General features: G+C 46.9%; 11 protein-coding genes. All 11 read right to left on the bottom strand.

The window, feature by feature from the left end:
- Positions 1 to 65: 65 nt before the first annotated feature.
- Positions 66 to 836 (bottom strand): acetylglutamate kinase, encoded by a 771-nt coding sequence (argB, locus tag C9991_RS02675; protein ID WP_106811070.1) that lies wholly within the window; start codon positions 834 to 836, stop codon positions 66 to 68.
- 132 nt (positions 837 to 968) lie between these two features.
- On the bottom strand, positions 969 to 2861 hold the full coding sequence (gene speA / locus C9991_RS02670; RefSeq protein WP_106811069.1) for a biosynthetic arginine decarboxylase: 1893 nt from the start codon (positions 2859 to 2861) through the stop codon (positions 969 to 971).
- A gap of 30 nt (positions 2862 to 2891) precedes the next feature.
- A complete protein-coding gene (locus C9991_RS02665) occupies positions 2892 to 3416 on the bottom strand; it encodes a shikimate kinase (protein WP_106811068.1) in 525 nt (174 codons plus the stop codon).
- Positions 3417 to 3435: 19 nt separating this feature from the next.
- The gene (topA, locus tag C9991_RS02660; protein ID WP_106811067.1) at positions 3436 to 5775 is read right to left on the bottom strand and encodes a type I DNA topoisomerase; all 2340 of its coding nucleotides are present in this window, start codon (positions 5773 to 5775) and stop codon (positions 3436 to 3438) included.
- 217 nt (positions 5776 to 5992) lie between these two features.
- Positions 5993 to 7006: an alpha-L-rhamnosidase N-terminal domain-containing protein gene (locus tag C9991_RS02655; protein ID WP_157949340.1), complete on the bottom strand. Its 1014-nt coding sequence runs from the start codon at positions 7004 to 7006 to the stop codon at positions 5993 to 5995.
- Between the two features lie 581 nt (positions 7007 to 7587).
- Complete coding sequence (gyrB, locus tag C9991_RS02650) at positions 7588 to 9561, bottom strand: DNA topoisomerase (ATP-hydrolyzing) subunit B (protein ID WP_106811065.1); 1974 nt, start codon at positions 9559 to 9561, stop codon at positions 7588 to 7590.
- A gap of 152 nt (positions 9562 to 9713) precedes the next feature.
- Positions 9714 to 10412 carry a hypothetical protein gene (locus C9991_RS02645; protein WP_106811064.1) on the bottom strand — a complete coding sequence of 233 codons (699 nt, stop codon included), beginning with the start codon at positions 10410 to 10412 and terminating at the stop codon, positions 9714 to 9716.
- 281 nt (positions 10413 to 10693) lie between these two features.
- Positions 10694 to 13552 (bottom strand): translation initiation factor IF-2, encoded by a 2859-nt coding sequence (gene infB / locus C9991_RS02640; RefSeq protein WP_106811063.1) that lies wholly within the window; start codon positions 13550 to 13552, stop codon positions 10694 to 10696.
- Positions 13553 to 13784: 232 nt separating this feature from the next.
- Positions 13785 to 15047: a transcription termination factor NusA gene (gene nusA / locus C9991_RS02635; protein ID WP_106811062.1), complete on the bottom strand. Its 1263-nt coding sequence runs from the start codon at positions 15045 to 15047 to the stop codon at positions 13785 to 13787.
- A gap of 3 nt (positions 15048 to 15050) precedes the next feature.
- Complete coding sequence (rimP, locus tag C9991_RS02630; protein WP_106811061.1) at positions 15051 to 15518, bottom strand: ribosome assembly cofactor RimP; 468 nt, start codon at positions 15516 to 15518, stop codon at positions 15051 to 15053.
- Positions 15519 to 15680: 162 nt separating this feature from the next.
- Positions 15681 to 17456 carry a murein hydrolase activator EnvC family protein gene (locus C9991_RS02625; protein WP_106811727.1) on the bottom strand — a complete coding sequence of 592 codons (1776 nt, stop codon included), beginning with the start codon at positions 17454 to 17456 and terminating at the stop codon, positions 15681 to 15683.
- Positions 17457 to 17492 lie beyond the last annotated feature (36 nt).

Genomic DNA, 17492 nt, shown 5'->3' with positions numbered 1-17492 from the left:
AAGCCTAATAAATCATACAATAGGTTGTACGGCGGCAAGCCGTACAACTCTGCTATATATACATCTTATAATAATATTATTGTACCGTTGTTGTTGCCAAGACAATCGGCCTTGGTTATGACAACCTTCTTTACTCCTGCCTCAACAGCAGCAAGTGCATTCTCTATCTTAGGCAGCATACCGCCCGATATTGTTCCGTCGGCAGTGAGACGTTGGAAGCCTGCACGTGTGATTGTTGGTATCACACTGTTGTCGTCGTCTGGATTGGCAAGCACACCTGGTTTCTCGAAGCAATAGACAAGGGTTACATCGTCTGTCTTTGCAAGTGAGCGTGCTGTCTCGGATGCTATGGTATCGGCATTTGTATTAAGCATTGTTCCGGTTCCATTGTGTGTGAGCGGTGCAAGAACTGGTGTTAGATGAGCATCGATAAGTGTGTGCAGACGTGTGGCATCCACTGCATCGACATCGCCAACAAAGCCAAAGTCGATACCATCCTTTATCGGACGTCTGTGCGAGCGTATAACGTTCATATCGGCACCTGTAAGGCCTATGGCGTCAACACCTATCGCTTGCAGTTGTGCCACGATGTTCTTGTTCACCAATCCACCATAAACCATTGTTACAACTTCAAGCATATCGGCATCCGTAATGCGTCGTCCGCCAACCATCTTGCTCTCTATGCCTAATGCGGCAGCAACCTTTGTTGCACGTCGTCCGCCACCATGTACCAATATCTTGGCACCCTCTATCTTCTTGAAACCTTCAAGGAGAGATGTAAGCTGCGCTGGGTCTTCAACCACGGCGCCACCTACTTTGACTATTGTTATTTTCATAAACCCATTGAAGCCCTTCCCCTGTTGTCTGTATTAACAACGAGGATTGGGGTTATTTTGTTTTAAAGAAAGTAAATACAGCAAATAAAGCATATCTTTCCATATTGTGTAGGGGTGAGGTGAGACTATGTGTTACTCTAAATAAGTATATCCATACAATCCAGAGCGATAGTTGCTAAGGAATTCCTTGCCCTCTTCGAGCGAAATCTTTCCTGCCTTAACACTCTTGGTTACCCATATCTCCAACTGACGCACCAGTTTCTTGGGATTATACTGTACGTAGTCGAGCACCTCTTCTACTGTCTCACCGTCGAATATCTGGTCGATGTGATAGCCATCGTCCTTGACCGATATGTGAACGGCATTGGTATCGCCGAATAGATTGTGCATATCGCCGAGAATCTCCTGGTAAGCTCCAACAAGGAATACACCGAGATAATAGTCCTCGTTCTTCTTTATTGTGTGAACCGGCAACACGTGTGAAGCCTGTCGGTTTGTTACAAAGTTGGCAAGCTTTCCGTCAGAATCGCAAGTGATATCTTGCAGAGTGGCATTGCGTGTAGGACGTTCGTCGAGTCGCTGTATCGGTACTATAGGAAATAGTTGGTCAATAGCCCATGCATCTGGTAATGACTGAAAGAGCGAGAAATTGCAGAAGTACTTATCGGCAAGAAGCTTGTCCAGTCCACGCAGCTCTTCGGGAGTATGTTTAAGCGACTTGGCCATACTGTTTACCTCACGGCACACGCTCCAATACATACTCTCAATCTCGGCACGAGTGCGAAGGTCTACAATACCATGCGAGAAAAGATCGAGAGCCTCATCGCGTATTTGTTCGGCATCATGCCAGTCCTCAAGCATTGTGCGTGTATTGAGGTTGTCCCAAATCTCGTACAAGTCCTTAACAAGTTGATGATCGCCTTCAGCCGGTTCAAACTCCTCTCGCATCTGCGGTAGTGATGTTGTCTCAAGTACATCGATAACAAGTACCGAATGATGTGCCGACAGCGAGCGTCCGCTTTCTGTAATGAGGTTAGGATGTGCAATGCCATTCTTATTGGCTGCATCGACGAAGGTGTATACGCAGTCGTTGACATACTCTTGTATAGAGTAGTTAACCGAACTTTCAGAACTTGACGAGCGAGTGCCGTCATAGTCGACACCAAGTCCGCCACCACAATCAACAAAATCGATGTTGTATCCCATCTTGTGTAGTTGAATGTAGAAGTTGGCAGCCTCACGCAGCGCTGTCTGTATGCGTCGTATCTTTGTTATCTGCGAACCTATGTGGAAGTGAATCAGTCGTACACAATCGTGCAGTCCCTTTTCATCAAGAATCTCAAGAGCCTGAAGCAACTCCGAAGCACGTAGACCAAACTTGGAAGCATCGCCACCACTCTCTTGCCATTTGCCAGAACCGCTTGACGCTAGCTTGATGCGAATACCGATATTAGGACGAACGCCGAGTTTTTTGGCAGCTGCAGCTATCAGTCCAATTTCGTTCATCTTTTCAACAACAAGGAATATGCGCTTGCCCATCTTCTGTGCAAGCAATGCCAGTTCTATGTAGCTTTGGTCTTTGTAGCCATTGCACACTATGATAGAGTCGCTTTGGCATTGTACGGCAATTACAGCATGTAGCTCTGGCTTGGAGCCACACTCCAGTCCGAGATTAAATTTGCGTCCGTGTGATATAATCTCCTCAACTACGGGTTGCATTTGGTTCACCTTAATAGGGTAGACGATGAAGTTCTCGCCTTTATACTGATATTCCTCTGCAGCCTTCTTGAAACAACTTGAAGTCTTCTCGATACGGTTGTCGAGGATGTCTGGAAATCGCAGCAAAACAGGCGGTGTGACATCGCGTAGCTGCAATTCGTCCATAACATCACGCAGATCAATCTGTACGTTGTCCTTGCAAGGAGATACGTACATATCGCCTCGGTCGTTCACACCGAAGTAGGATGTGCCCCATCCGTTAATGTTGTATAGCTCGCGAGAGTCTTCAATGGTCCATTTCTTCATTTCTTAGTCTTGAGTTTTGATTTTGAATTCCTAATTCAACATTTCTATTAGTTTCTCTACTGTAATGTTTATCTTGTCATAGTTGTCGAGCAAGTTCACATCAAGGGTATACTTGGCCTTTGAGTAGAACTGTTCGCGATGGGCGAGTTGCTCGACTATGAACTTCTTAACCTCTTCGGGAGTTTTGTTAAGGAGCAATGGTCGTACCGACTTGCCCATCTTTAGGTGTTCATACAGCACCTCGGGCGATGCTTTGAGATATACTACAGGTCCCTGTTGGTTCATATAGTCGATATTATCGAAGAAACACGGAGTGCCACCGCCACACGACAGTACAACATTTTCAAACTCAGCCACCTCATGCAGCATGTTGCGTTCGATACGGCGGAATCCCTCTTCGCCCTCTTGGTCGAATATTTGCTTTACGGTACGGCGCATACGTGTCTCGATGTACCAATCAAGGTCGTAGAAAGTCACGCCAAGTGCCTTGGCGAGTGCCTTTCCAACGGTAGTCTTTCCGGCTCCCATATAGCCGATGAGGATTATTCGGGTCATACTTATGACGTTTTATCTTTTATTTCTTTGCTGCTCCTCTCTTCTTCGGGGCAGGTGGATTGTTCACGATATCCATACATTGCTCATAGCTCAGTTCGGCTGCCTTAGGGTGAAGGTCGCGTGGTATGCGATAGTTTTTGCCGTCGTATACGATGTATGGTCCATAGCGTCCGTTGAGAACTTCGAGCTTCGGGTCTTCGTCAAACTTCTTTAGATGACGTTCTTCTTCAGCCTTGCGTTTGCTTTCGATTAGTTCGATAGCACGTTCGAGGGTTAGTGTCAATGGATCTTCATCCTTCGGGATTGACACATACTTCTTGTCGTGCAGCACATACGGGCCAAATCGTCCGGCACCAATAGTGACATTCTTACCCTCAAATTCGCCAACAGTACGTGGAAGCTTGAATAGCTCAAGTGCCTCGTCAAGGGTAATGGTCTCCATACTCTTGTCGGCTGGCAATTGTGCGAAGCGCGGTTTCTCATCATCGTCGGCAGTACCAATCTGTACAACTGGGCCATAACGTCCAATCTTGACAAATACAGGATGACCAGTCTTGGGGTCGTCTCCAAGCTTGCGTTCGCCTGCTTTATGTTCCGAACGTGCGTTCATTACTTTGTCTACGGTTGGCTCAAACTCTTTGTCGAAGCTGCGCATCATATCTGTCCATTCTTCTTTGCCGTCAGCAATTTGGTCGAATTCTTGCTCCACCTTAGCCGTAAAGTTGTAGTCCATTATTACGGGGAAGTTGTCCATAAGGAAGTCGTTCACGACGATGCCTATGTCTGTAGGCAGAAGTTTTCCTTTCTCATTGCCGGTAAGCTCTACTTTACGGGTTGGCGTAATCTTGATACCGCGCAATGTGTCGATAATATAAGGACGTTCTTCGCCCTTTTTATCTCCCTTCTGTACATAATCGCGTTGCTGAATGGTAGAGATGGTTGGCGCATATGTAGATGGACGACCTATGCCAAGCTCCTCAAGTTTGTGTACAAGGCTTGCCTCGGTGTATCTGGTCGGACCCTGTGAGTAACGCTCTGTAGATGTTATCTCGCGTCGTGTTAGTTTGTCGCCCTCCTTTATTACAGGCAGATTGTGTGCAAACTCGTCCTTAGGCTCATTCTGCTCATCATCGGTAGACTCGCGGTATACCTTCAGGAAACCGTCAAACTTAACAACCTCGCCATTAGCAATGAAGTGTTGTTCGCTATTGCCGGTCATTGCAATAGCCACGGTGGTCTTCTCTATCTGAGCTTCGGCCATCTGGCTGGCTGCTGTACGCTTCCATATAAGGTCGTATAGGCGGCGCTCTTGTGATGTTCCGTCGATAGAGGTGTTGCTCATATATGTAGGACGAATAGCCTCGTGAGCCTCCTGAGCACCCTTAGAGTGGGTGTGGAAGTTGCGTGTAGAGCTGTATTCCTCGCCATATAGTTTTACAATCTCCTCTTTTGCCGCACCAAGGCATAGCTTAGAGAGGTTGACGCTATCGGTACGCATGTAGGTGATAAGACCGTTTTCGTAAAGATGCTGAGCCACCATCATGGTCTGCGATACAGAGAATCCAAGCTTGCGTGCTGCCTCTTGTTGCAAGGTAGAAGTTGTGAATGGTGGAGCCGGCATACGCTTTAGTGGCTTCTTTGTTACGCTGTCAACAGTAAACTCTGAGTCTTTGCACTGGTTTAGGAAGGCAATGGCATCGTCGTGATTGTCGAAGCGTTTGTCAAGCTCAGCCTTAACCTCCGACTGTGAGCCGTTGGCATTGGTTATGGCGAATATGGCATTTATACGATAGTAAGGCTCGCTATTGAACTGTTGTATTTCGCGTTCGCGTTCTACTATAAGACGTACAGCAACCGACTGTACACGTCCTGCCGACAATGCAGGTTTTACTTTGCGCCAAAGTACAGGCGAAAGCTTGAAACCTACAATACGGTCGAGCACACGGCGAGCTTGCTGTGCGTTGACAAGATTCATGTCAAGATGTCGCGGACGAGCTATTGCAGCAAGAATTGCTGGCTTTGTAATCTCATGGAATACAATGCGGTTGGTTGATGCCTCGTCCAATCCTAGTACCTCGCAAAGGTGCCATGAGATGGCTTCTCCTTCGCGGTCCTCATCGGATGCTAGCCACACCTTGTGTGCCTTTTTTGCGCTTTCCTTAAGTTTCTTTACTAGTTCTTCCTTATCTTTCGGAATAACGTAGTCGGGTTGGAGTGTATCTTTGTCAATGCTGAGTTCTTTCTTTTTCAGGTCGCGTATGTGTCCGTAAGACGACATTACTTTAAAGTCGCTACCCAAGAATTTCTCTATGGTCTTGGCCTTTGCGGGGCTCTCGACTATTACTAAGTTTTCTTGCATGTTTTTGCTTTGTCTTCTTTATTTTTGGCGCAAAAGTAAGAATATTTTTCCGTATACATTATTATATACGGAAATTTTATGTTTTATTAAAAAGAAGAGGAATGTAGATTATTACGTAAAACGTTAATTTTCCTCCTCTAAATAAGCATCGTGAAAGGTCTCTATATGATGGTGTAACTGAGTAGGCGTTTGTTGCAAGATTCTAATTGAAGCCAGTTTATAGACATATGGCCTCAACTTCCTGTATTTGCTCGGGTTTAAACCATCGGTCGCCCGAGATAATAATCTGTCGGGCATACTGATGTGTGAATCGGCAGAAAGCTTGTTCGTCCATTTCGCCCGAGCATACATATTCAAGATTGCCTATGCGTATGTGTTCACCACGTTTGCAACCGCGAAGTGTAACACGTACAAAGCCAAAGAAGCCTGGTGAGAAGTCGTATGTTACAGTGCGCCCATTAAGGTCGAAATATCTTGGTCTTAGAATTTTGTGTGTTCGTACCGTATTGTCTTTCAGTGTGTTGTACGAATGGGTGCGATAGCCAAATAGACTTTCGTATGAGAGTTTGAAGTCTATAATAGCATTGTTTTTATAATTGTTTGTAAGGCTGTTGACCGTAAAAAAATCTCCCTCTAACGTCCTTGCCGGTTGCCATTGCGCCAACATTATATCACCATAGGCGAGCAACTGCGCATTGGCTCGTCCGTCCATCAGTTCGCCATCCTGAGTGATGTATGTCGAGGCAGGATGGCACAGCCAACCTTCTGGTGACGAATAAGAAAAGAGATGATTGTCAATAGTGGTGCCAAAGAAGTTGACGGCTATTGCAGGAGAAATAAAAGCATTTGTGTTGTTGTTTGTCTTGCGCTTTGTTGTAGAACAGTTGTGGCTTATTGCAGGACAGGCAAGCACAGATACGGTATTTGAGTCGGGACGCAAGAAGCGTGTCACGTCGAAAGTTATGGCTATAGGCTGATTTTCGTTGGCTTTGCGGTTGGGCATATAAAGAGCTGTAGACACGTTGCGCCCGTTGACGTATAGTACAAAGCGCGAATTGGAAGCTATGCACACCGAGGCACGGCGCGGACTCTTATCGGCTATAAAGGTGTGGCGAAACCATTGGCACGCAGAGTCGGTAGGTGTCGGTGCTGTCATCCACTTGGTTCCTATTTGCTGAGCTTGAACTGCTGTTGCGTATAGCATTAGGATTATGAATAATAGGCGTTGCATAAGGATGTAGCTTTTTTTATTGTTTATGCGGTATTTAGAATGATACATGATTGAATCTTTGATTCTGTCGTATATAACACCAGATGGACTTTATTTATACTTCTTTGTAAATTATCTCAGTACCGTTTTGAGTACCATACAACTGGTACTGTAGTTTATATTGACTGGTACTGGAGTTTCATATAACTGGTATTGCAGTTTATATTGACTGGTACTGGGGTTTATATTATATCCATGTTCTTTGGTGATGAATCTCGTTTCCTATGAGATGTAATTTAAGGCGTCATCATCACTAATACCGTTTGAATCTTCAGTTTTATTTCTTCATTCAGAAAGCTATATGTTGGTTGAATAGGCTTTCTTTAAAAGTAAAAAAGGCTTGCACCATCATCAGCTCGTGAATCATGGTGCAAGCCCAATTTATCTGTATAATGTTAGGGAAAAAGCTATAGGATTCTCTATTATTTCCTTTCTGCTTTTCCCATCATCAGCTCGTGAACCATAGCGCAAGTCCAAGTCCGTATGCTGTTATAGAAAAAGCAATAGGATTTTTCCCTTTTCCCTTTTCCCTCTTCACTTAATTAAGCGTCGATAGTTGCATAAGTAGCATGCTCCTCAATGAACTTGCGTCGTGGCTCAACGTCGTCGCCCATAAGCATAGAGAATATCTCGTCGGCCTCGGCAGCGTTCTCTATGGTAACTTGCTTCAACAGACGCTGCTTGGGGTCCATAGTTGTTTCCCAAAGTTGCTCAGGGTTCATCTCACCAAGACCTTTATAGCGCTGGGTATGGATAGACTTGCCGTCCTCTGTGCCGTTGCCATACTTGTCGAGGAAAGCCTGGCGCTGCTGCTCGGTATAACAATACTCCTTCACCTTGTTCTTATAGGTGCAGAGGTAGAGCGGCGGATTGGCGATATAAAGGTGTCCCTCCTGTATAATCTTAGGCATGAAGCGGTAGAAGAGAGTCATAATGAGCGTGTCGATGTGAGAACCATCGACGTCGGCATCGGTCATGATGATAATCTTGTCGTAACGCAACTTGTCGATGTTGGCCTCCTTGTCTTCCTCGCCCTCGACGCCGAAACGCACACCAATACTCTGTATGATGTTCATAACCGACTCCGATTCGAACACCTTGTGCCACATAACCTTCTCCACGTTAAGAATCTTACCGCGCAACGGCAGTATAGCCTGAGTATATCGGTCGCGTCCTTGCTTGGCAGAGCCACCAGCCGAATCACCCTCGACGAGGAATATCTCACACTTCTTGGGGTCACGGTTAGAACAGTCGGCAAGTTTGCCAGGTAGACCACCGCCGGTAAGCGGATTCTTGCGCTGTACACTCTCGCGTGCCTTGCGTGCTGCAATACGTGCAGTAGCAGCGAGAATAACTTTGTCGCATATCATTTTTGCTTCCTTGGGGTTCTCCTCAAGATAGTTTGTAAGAGCCTCACCAACAGCTTGCTGCACGGCACCTGCAACCTCGCTATTGCCAAGCTTGGTTTTGGTCTGACCCTCAAACTGTGGCTCTGCCACCTTGATAGATATAACGGCTGTTAGACCCTCGCGGAAGTCCTCGCCTGCAATCTCGATCTTGGCCTTCTCTATTTGCTTGGAGATTACAGGATCGTTGTCGGCGTAAGCCTTCAATGTACGTGTGAGAGCGGCACGAAAACCAGTGAGGTGTGTACCGCCTTCTATGGTGTTGATGTTGTTTACGTAAGAGTGGATGTTCTCCGAGTAGTCGGTGTTGTACATTATAGCCACCTCGATAGGAAAGCCCTGCTTCTCGGTCTTGAGGTAGATAACATCGTCGAAGAGATGAGTGCGGTGACGGTCGACGTAACGCACAAATTCCTTAAGTCCGTCCTTGGCATGGAATACCTCCTCACGTGTCTTGCCTTCCTCGTTAGGACGAAGGTCGCGAAGGGTAATCTTTATGCCTGCGTTAAGGAATGCTAGCTCGCGCATACGGCGTGCCACTATGTCCCACTGGTAGTGAGTTGTGGTAAATATTGTTGGATCTGGCCAGAACTGCTGACGTGTACCGCGCAATTCGGTCTCGCCTACAACCTTTACAGGATATAGAGGTTTGCCTTTCTCGTATTCTTGCTGATATATCTTACCATCGCGGAAAACCTGCGACTTCATGTGTGTAGAAAGAGCGTTAACACAACTTACGCCCACACCGTGCAGACCACCACTGACTTTGTAAGAACCCTTGTCAAACTTACCTCCGGCATGCAGTACTGTCATAACAACCTCAAGAGCCGACTTGTGCAGCTTCTTGTGCTCATCTACTGGGATACCGCGGCCGTTGTCCTGAACTGTTATCGACTCGTCTTCGTTGATGGTTACCTCGATGTGCGAGCAATAGCCAGCCATAGCCTCATCGATAGAGTTGTCAACAGTCTCATTTACGAGGTGGTGAAGTCCCTTCTCGCTTATGTCGCCGATGTACATCGCAGGGCGCTTGCGCACTGCCTCAAGTCCTTCAAGAACTTGGATATTACTTGCCGAGTAGTTATTCTCGGTTTTCTGTATTTCTGCCATTATGCTATATTCGATATTTATTGTACAAAAGTACTAATTTTTCGTGACTTGGTGAAATTTTTAATGGTAAAAAAGCTATAATGAAACTTGCTTATTGGCAAAGGCTTGTGGAGATTTTTATGCGTTGATTTTGTTGCTTGTTTCTTGTTGTTCTATGGTGCGAGGTAACCGTCTCTTTTTGCCTTTTTAAGCCACTGCTCTATTTCGGGGTATCTCAGTCGGTATGCAGCTCCCGATGTGCCTTGAGCGGGTCCAACAACTAATACCCATCCGTCAATGTATCCGCAGTCACCCACATACAGATCATCGGCTTTTGCCACTTCCATAGTAAGATTGCCACGGTAGCGCCACATAAGACGTTTTATTTGCGCCTCGTCGCAGTTGAATATCTCGTTGGCTGTCACTCTATGTCCATCTTGCTTGGAGAAGCATGCCACGCTTGTTGTTGACCAATCAACAGAGTCTCTGTCGGTGGTTGTAGCCTCGTATGTCACGCATGTAGGGTCCTCGTACATCCATGTTATCTCTATGCGTCGGCGTGAGCCTTCGTTGTTCTTAACAAAGTCCTTAGCCAAAGCATCCAATAATTTGCCAAAGTCATCTGTCGATATTCCCGACATCGACACCTCAGGCATATCTATATCCGACATAAGCACTTCGCCTATCCACTCTTTTGCATTGCGTATCACGGCAGCGTCGCCTCCAACTGGAAAGTCGACAGCTGCATTATACACGGCGCTTCCTTGCTTTTCGGTGCATGTAAGTGACATCACGTCGAAGTAGTTTTGGCCCGTAGCCAATGTAGGCGCGCATACGGCAATTGAGACTATAGTATAATATTTAGAAAACATCTTTTTACTATTGGTTTTAATCAGCTTGCAAAGTTAGCTAAATATATCAAGAAGACCAACATTATTTGGTGTCTATATGAGGTACGATATATTGTCGCCACATCATATTTTTGTTCCTTTATTTCGATAAGGTGTGCCAAGCCAATAATCCTCAGTATGTCTTTCTGTCACTATGTGTTTAAGTTTTGATTCAAATGAATTAAGGGCTAATAGCAAAAAAATCCTTGGGCTTACTGTTAAAAGCCCAAGGATTTAATCTATATATTTATTAATATGTTATATTAAAGTGTCTGCTTTACCTCAATCTCTGTGAAGGTCTCAAGCACGTCGCCCTGCTGTATGTCGTTGAAGTTGACAAGTGATATACCACATTCGAAGTTGGCGGCAACCTCCTTAACATCATCCTTGTAACGCTTGAGGGCTGCAATCTCGGCTGTGTGTACAACGATACCATCGCGAACAACACGAGCCTTGTCTGTGCGGTGAACCTTACCCTCGACAACGTAAGCACCGGCAACGGTTCCAACCTTAGAGATCTTGTAAACCTCGCGTACCTCAACCTGACCGGTAATAACTTCCTTCTTAACCTTGTCGAGCATACCAATCATGGCAGACTTAACGTCGTCAATAGCATCGTAGATTACTGAATAGGTGTTGATTTCAACACCCTCTTGATCGGCAAGCTTGCGAGCTGCGGCTGAAGGACGCACCTGGAAACCTACGATGATAGCATCGGAAGCATCGGCAAGAGTTACATCGCTCTCTGAAATCTGACCCACAGCCTTATGGATGACGTTCACCTTTATCTTCTCTGTTGAGAGCTTGATGAATGAATCAGACAGGGCTTCGATAGAACCGTCGGTATCACCCTTAACGATAATGTTAAGTTCCTTGAATGATCCAAGAGCAATACGGTGAGAGATATCCGAAAGGGTAAGACGCTTCTGTGTGCGCAAGCCCTGCTCGCGCTGAAGTTGCTGACGCTTGTTGGCTATATCGCGTGCTTCCTGCTCGGTATCCAATGTATGGAATGAGTCACCTGCTGTAGGAGCTCCATTCAAACCAAGGATAATAGCAGGCTCTGAAGGTCCTGCACTCTCAATACGCTGGTTACGCTCGTTGAACATGGCCTTGATTCGGCCCCATGATGTTCCGGCTATAAGATTGTCGCCCACACGCAATGTACCGTTAGACACAAGTACTGTTGACACATAGCCACGACCCTTGTCCAGTGACGACTCAATTATAGAGCCTGTTGCCTTGCGGTTAGGATTAGCTTTGAGATCGAGCATTTCTGCCTCGAGAAGCACCTTCTCAAGAAGCTCGTTCACGTGAAGACCCTTCTTGGCGCTAATTTCCTGACACTGGTATTTCCCGCCCCAATCCTCAACAAGGAGGTTCATTGCAGCAAGTTCCTCACGCACGCGGTCGGGGTTGGCACCTGGCTTGTCTATTTTGTTAATGGCAAATACCATAGGTACGTTAGCTGCCTGAGCGTGTGCGATAGCCTCCTTTGTAGTAGGCATCACGGCATCATCGGCAGCAATGATAATGATAGCAACGTCAGTAACCTGTGTACCACGGGCACGCATGGCAGTAAATGCCTCGTGACCAGGAGTGTCGAGGAAGGTTATCTTACGACCATCCTCAAGCTGAACGTGGTAGGCACCAATGTGCTGTGTAATACCACCTGCCTCACCGGCAATAACGTTGGTCTTGCGTATATAGTCGAGCAATGATGTCTTACCATGGTCTACATGACCCATAACAGTAACGATAGGGGCACGTGGTACGAGATCGTTCTCATCATCCTCTGCCTCTGTAATGGCCTCTTGAACCTCTGCGCTTACGTATTCGGTCTTGAAACCGAACTCTTCTGCAACAAGGTTGATAGTCTCGGCGTCAAGGCGCTGGTTGATAGACACCATAATGCCGACGCTCATTAGAGTTCCGATAACCTGGTTAACCGAAACGTTCATCATAGTGGCAAGCTCGGATACGGTCACGAACTCGGTGAGCTTAAGTGTCTTGCTCTCCTTCTTCTCCTCGCGACGTTCCTCGTTCATCTTTTCCTGGGCAGCCTCACGCTTCTCCTTACGATATTTGGCACCCTTCTTAGTCTGGTTCTGCTTGTTGGTGAGGCGTGCGAGTGTCTCCTTTACTTGACGTGCAACGTCCTCGTCGCTTACCTCAGCAGGTTTCTGCTGGCCACCGCGGTTACGGTTCTTCTTCTTGTTCTTGCTGCTGCCACCAGCATTGCCATTGTTGTTCTGTTTGCCACCATTGCCGTTTCCTGGTTGATTTGATGCAGCATTTATATCAACACGTACCTTGTTGATGCGTTCGCGTTTCTTTTTGTCGCCACGCTGCTGTTGTGCCTTCTCCTCACGCTCCTTGCGCTTCTCTTCCTTCGACTTCTTCTTAGGACGAGTGCTTTGATTGAGCGTAGCAAGGTCAATCTTGCCAAGAACGTTCACCTTCGGAGTATTGAGAATCTTCTTCTCGCTCTTTGTGGTGAATAATGTTGTTTCCGACTTAGTTGTTTCTGCCGGCTGCGTCTTTGCAGCTTCGGCGGCCGTAGTGGTTGCAGTCTGTGCGGCATCCACTGTCTTAGGCTCTTGATTTCTTTCTTTTTTGTGCTCTTTGTTCTGAACCACAGGCTTCTGATTTATTTTGTTTTCCGTCTTTTCCACTTTCACGTCGGCAGCCGCCGGTTTCTGTGGTGTGCTGTTGGGGGTTGCCGGCTTCTGACTTACGGCAGCAGTCTTGGCCTGAGAATCCACATTGGCCTCAGGTTTAGCAGGCTTGCGCTCGGCATGCTTCTTGCCGATGCTGTCAAGATCGATCTTGCCAAGTGGCTTGTACTGCTGCTTGACACCCGATGCTAGAGAACGTTCCTCAGAACTCTCCTCCTTAGCTTTCTTCTCTTTTGGCTTCTTCTGCAAGAGTTTTTCTGCTTGCGAACGCACTTCCTTGTCTTGCTGGAATGCTCCGGCAAGAGCGGCATATTGCTCGTCGGTGAGCTTGAAGCTTGGTTCGGCCTTAACCTCACCCAAATCGCTTCTCTTCTCGAGGTACTCCACTGCCGTCTGGAGTCCGATGTTCAACTCTCGTAATGCTTTGTTTAACCTGATGCTCATATTTTGTAGTTTTAAAAGTAAAAGAGTAAAAGGAGTAATAAAGTAAAACGTCTGCCTACTTCTGCCCTTTTCGCCGCTTTAATCCGACTTGTGGCAAAGCTGTTAGGGGCTACTCGTTCTACGTCTTCCCTTTCATGCTTAATGTTGTATTAAAAAAGTTGGTGTTTAGATACTCGCTAAGGGAGTCTCGACAATCCATGCGAATTTCGAAGCTCCCTTATGTTATATCTACTTAGTTTTCAAACTCTGCGCGCAACACCTTGAGCACGTTGTCAACGGTCTCCTCTTCGAGGTCGGCCTTTTCAACGAGCATGTCGCGTGGCGCATTAAGTACAGCCTTTGCAGTATCGAGACCGATACCCTTGATGGCGTCGATAACCCACTGGTCAATTTCGTCAGAGAACTCGTCAAGATAGATGTCCTCGTCGGCATCGCCTTCGCTTACCTCACGGAATACGTCGATGGTGTACTCGGTGAGCATTGAAGCAAGCTTGATGTTAAGGCCGCCACGTCCGATGGCAAGGCTCACCTCTTCAGGCTTGAGGTATACCTCAGCCTTCTTATTCTCTTCGTCGATGTTGATGCTTGACACCTTAGCTGGTGAAAGAGCACGTTGGATGAAGAGCTTTGTATTGGCTGTATAGTTGATGACGTCGATGTTCTCGTTGCACAACTCGCGCACGATACCGTGCACACGGCTACCTTTAACACCAACGCATGCGCCTACAGGGTCGATGCGTTCGTCGAAGCTTTCAACTGCTATCTTAGCACGCTCGCCCGGCATACGGGCAATGCGGCGAATGGCAATAAGACCCTCGGCTATTTCTGGCACTTCTGCCTCGAGCAGACGCTGTAGGAAAGTAGGACTTGTGCGTGAGAGAATAATCTTTGGATTATTGTTCTCATTGTCAACACGCTCTATCACGGCACGTATTGTTTCGCCCTTGCGGTACTGATCGGCTGGTATCTGCTCGGCCTTAGGCAAGATAAGCTCGTTGTTCTCGTCGTCTACTACAAGAACCTCACGCTTCCATACCTGGTAAACCTCAGCTGCGATAACCTGACCTACGCGGTCCTTATACTTGTTGTAGAGAGAATCGTGCTCAAGCTCAAGAATCTTTGAGGCGAGAGTCTGGCGTAAGTTTAGGATGGCACGGCGGCCAAACTTGGCAAACTCAACACGCTCTGATACATCTTCGCCTACTTCATAGTCGGGCTCAATCTTGCGTGCTTCTTTCAGAGCTATCTGCTTGTTCTCGTCTTCCACCTCACCGTCAGCTACAACCACGCGGTTGCGGTATATCTCGAAGTCGCCCTTATCTGGGTTTACGATAACGTCGAAGTTCTCGTCGCTTCCGAATATCTTAGCTAGAACGTTGCGGAAACTTTCTTCCAAAACGCTCACCAGTGTGGTACGGTCGATGTTCTTGGTCTCCTTGAATTCCTTGAACGAGTCGAACATGCTCACTACATCGTCTTTCTTTGCTGCTGCCATAGCTTATTTGAAATTTATTAAGTATTTTGTATATTTCACCTTGTCCATCTGGAACTGACGGTCCAGCTCCACAAGTTGTGGGCGCTTCTTGCCCTCAACCTTCTGCTTTTCTTGCACCGTTACAATAAAGTCGTTGCCGTCAACGCTCTTCAGTGTGCCTTTATATTTTTTGCCATCGGCATCGAGCACTTCTACTTCTTTGCCTACGAAGCAATGATATTGTTGTGCAACCTTAAATGGTTGTCCCAGTCCGGCGGAGCCTACTTCAAGTTCATAGTCTTCTTCGTCGCGACTAAGGTGGTCTTCGATGTAACGGCTCAGTTCTACGCAGTCTTCAATCCATACTCCATCGGCATGGTCTATCTCAACTACGATACGGTCGTCGGGGCTTACTTCGATGTCGACAAGAAAGTATTCCTTGCCGTCAAGCCACTCTTCTACAATGCTTCTTACGGTGTTTTTGTCTATCATATAAATATCTTAGAGAATAAAAAATGAGGAGCTCTCTCGGAGCCCCTCATTCCACTGAACGATGCAAAATTACTAAAAATCTGCAACGTGGACAAATATTTCTTACATTTTGTATGCAATAGTGCCTTATTTTGGAATTTTAAGGCGTTGGCAAGATACAATTTATCGTCCAATCCAAGCTTCGGGGTTGAGACGGTTCTGCAACTTGCGCAACTGGAACTGCAGTATATTGTCTGATGCAACTGTGCCGAGCGATTGTCTGGTACTAACCTTCTGACCGCGGTGTACATTTACAGAACGAAGGTTGCAGTAGACGGATATATATACTCCGTGTCGTACCATCACAACAAATGAGCCTCCATATCCGAACACGGCACTAACCTCGCCATCATATATAGCTCTGGCTTGGCAGCCTGATTGGCCCATAATGTTGATGCCCTTATTGTCAATTGTAACACCAGATAGACCGGCTACAGAGTTTTGACCATAGTGGCTCACGATGCGTGCACTACCGGTTATAGGCATTGGCAGACGACCCTTGTTGGCCTCGAAGCCTCCAGACATCATACGGTCGACTGATGACATAGATCTACTTTCTTCAACATTCTTACGTGCCTCTGCTATCTCTTTCGACGAACGTTGCTCGTCAGCCTTGGCTTTACGCTCAACTGCCATTCGCTGAGCCTCGGCCTCACGAGCCTTTTGTTCGGCTGCGGTCTTCTGTTCTGCGGCTTCGGCAGCTGCAGCATCTGCGGCAGCTTGTGCCTTCTTCTTTGCTTCGGCATCCTTTTGTCGCTGAGCCTCTGCGCGTGCAGCTGCTTCTCTCTCTTGTGCCTCACGTGCTGCAGCCTTTGCGCGTGCCTCTGCCTCACGTGCTTCGCGTAGACGACGTTCGTTTTCAATACGTGCTTTTTCGGCTGCGGCCTTACGTCTTGCCAACTCTTCTTCGCGGCGTTTCTTTGCTGCAGCTTCGGCTGCGGCCTTGCGTTTAGCTTCCTCGGCAGCACGTATGCGTGCCTTCTCTACCTCAATGGCGATAAGGCGGTCTATCTGTGCATTTATGGCGTTGGCATCCTTGCGCTGTTGAGCAATTACCTTCTGAATGGTTTTCTGTTGCTTTTGCAGTGATGTCACCATTGTCTGCTGTTCTTGCTGTTTTCCCTCAAGTGCTTTGCGTTCTTGCTGACCCTTATACAGCATGTTGTTTTTCTGGCCCTTAACCTGTTGCAATTGCTGGTGCTTCTCGTTTACTTGTGCTTGCTTGGCCTTAACCATTTCGCCTTGTGCCTTTTGCCATGAGGCATACTCGCGTACGAAACGCAGACGGCGGTACATCTGTGCGAAGTTTTTGGCCGAGAAGATAAACATCAGTTTGTCTTGCAGAGTGTGACGTCGTGTGAGATAGCGCATCGACTTGACATACTTAGCCTTGCGGTCTTGCAACTGCTGTTGCAATGTGGATAGCTGGGCATTGAGTATGCCAATGTTGCCATCGATGTGATTGATGTCTTTCTGTATGCCGTCAATGTTCTTCTGATGTTTGTCTATCTCGCTGTTGATAACCATAAGGTCGCCGAGACGCTTCTTAACATCAGCCTGATTGGCACGCAAAGCAGCTTCCTGCTTCTTTATCTCCTTCTGCATTGCAGAACGTTTTGATTGCAGTCCACGAATTTCTGCTGTAGAGTAGTTGGGCTTTGTCGACTTTTTTGCTTTCTTTCTGCCTTTTGTGGTAGTCGATCTTTGTGTTGTCTTGGCGGTATGCTTTCTGGCAACATTTTTTCTTGCTGTAGTATTCTTGGCGGCTGTGCGGCTTTTTGTAGAAGATTTCCGCGTCTGCGTAGTCTTCTTGGCTTGTGCCATAACTCCAGCTTCTGCTTGGTTGAAAGGCAGAATGCATATCAAGGCAGCCAAGAGGCCAATTAAGTATTTTTTCATATTTGTTGCTTTTATATTGCTTGGCATAAGCTTGGT

Origin of the sequence: Prevotella merdae (genome assembly GCF_900290275.1) — a bacterium.
Classification (GTDB): domain Bacteria; phylum Bacteroidota; class Bacteroidia; order Bacteroidales; family Bacteroidaceae; genus Prevotella; species Prevotella merdae.
This window is presented reverse-complemented; position numbering and strand designations above follow the sequence as displayed.